General features: G+C 44.7%; 2 pseudogenes. Both read left to right on the plus strand.

The annotated features are described in order from the left end of the window. A pseudogene (locus F6K49_RS46205) lies at nt 1-862 on the plus strand (NADH:flavin oxidoreductase); the annotation flags it as partial. Between the two features lie 291 nt (nt 863-1,153). Next, nucleotides 1,154-1,719, plus strand: a pseudogene (locus F6K49_RS46210) (cytochrome c); the annotation flags it as partial.

Genomic DNA, 1,719 nt, shown 5'->3' on the forward strand with positions numbered 1-1,719 from the left:
CAAGGATGAGTATGGCGGTTCTCTGGAAAATCGAGCTCGTTTCTTACTGGAGATTATCCAGGCAATACGCAAAGAGGTAGGAAACGATTTTCACCTCCAGGCAAAAATCAGTGCAGTGGAATACAACGATGCTGTGATTCCTTGGGACAAGCCTGGGAATACCCTGGAAGACTCTATCCAAATCTGCAAGTGGGTGGAGGAAGCTGGAGCAGATGCGCTTCATATATCCACTGGAAGCTTATTTCCCCACCCGTTGAACCCACCCGGTGAGTTTCCCCAGGACGAAGCATCCCGATGGTACGAGATCATGCTCGGAAGCGGTATCTATACCTTCCGCAATTACTTACTGTTCCGGTATCGATTCCTATTTCCCCTCTTCTTGTTCTTATGGAACCGAGTTTACAGAAAGGATCGGACTCAGCCGATTATCGGCAAAGATGTACAGGATAAAGCCTTGGACGACTCCTTCCGGGAGTTTGTATCAAGTCAAACCATGCAAGAACTCCTAGATAAATACCAAGGTATTAGCATCAGTGATGCTAGGGAAATCAAAAAGCATGTGAATATCCCAGTCATCTGCACGGGAGGTTTTCAGCAAGCATCCTACATCCGTGAGGCGATTAGTGAAGGATTCTGTGATGCAGTTAGTATCGCCCGTCCTCTGGTTGCTAATAATGACCTAGTCCAGCAGTTTCAGCAAGGAAAAGACCTGCCAGACCGACCCTGCACCTACTGCAACAGGTGCTTGTTCAATGCCCTACAAAACCCTCTAGGCTGCTACGATGTGCGCCGATACAATGACGACCACGACAAAATGATTAAACAGGTCATGACTGTATTTGATCCACCGCCATTCTCGTAATTCTTGATTATTTTTATTAATAATGAAGAATAAAAACCTCTTCTAAGAAATAGAAATGTTTCTTTACATCTTATAGAGAAAGCGATAGAGAATGGGATAGAGAATGCGATCGCTTTCCTCGAACGCTTTTTTCTATAGGAGTTAGTATGTTACGGTAAATAGGTTGAGGGGGCACGGCTGTGTACCCCTACAAATGGCGTTTATTTTTGGATACAAGGGTAATTCGTGATCTACTAAATACTTAGCACTGAACACTAACGCACTATTTTATAGATTACAGGTAAGAAATTGATGAGTGAATCAGAAAACCCAACCCTAATCAAGGGTGCTTTAAAAAGCTTAAAGCGGTTTTGGCTTCTTATTATCGGAGTTGTACTGGTCATCACCCTAGTGATAGCTTGGCCGTTGATATCCAACTCCCCAGTTAGATATGCAGATATTAACGACCACTTTAAGTATGGTTCCATCGGCAGCGAGCCAGTGAATGGAGTTCCCTACTGGATCTGGAAAGTACTGCCAGCAATTTTTCCAGATAAGCTACCCGGTGAGGGTTATGCTTCATTGGGCTTTATCTATGAACCAGGACAAGACAGACCCATCGGCTTTTCAAAGCGTCGGATGTTCGTTGACCGTGTTGGTTTAAATTGTGCAGTTTGCCATGCTGGTACAGTACGAGATACCCCTGATAGTACACCCAGGGTAATCACCACCATGCCTTCCAATACGGTCAATCTATCGCGGTACATCAAGTTCATCTCCGAAGTACCATTTGATCCACGATTCAACCCTGACCGGATTTTGGCAGAGATTGCAGCCCAAGGGGAAAAGTTCAACCCCATCCAGAAATTGATTTATCG

This window comes from Moorena sp. SIO3I6, from assembly GCF_010672095.1.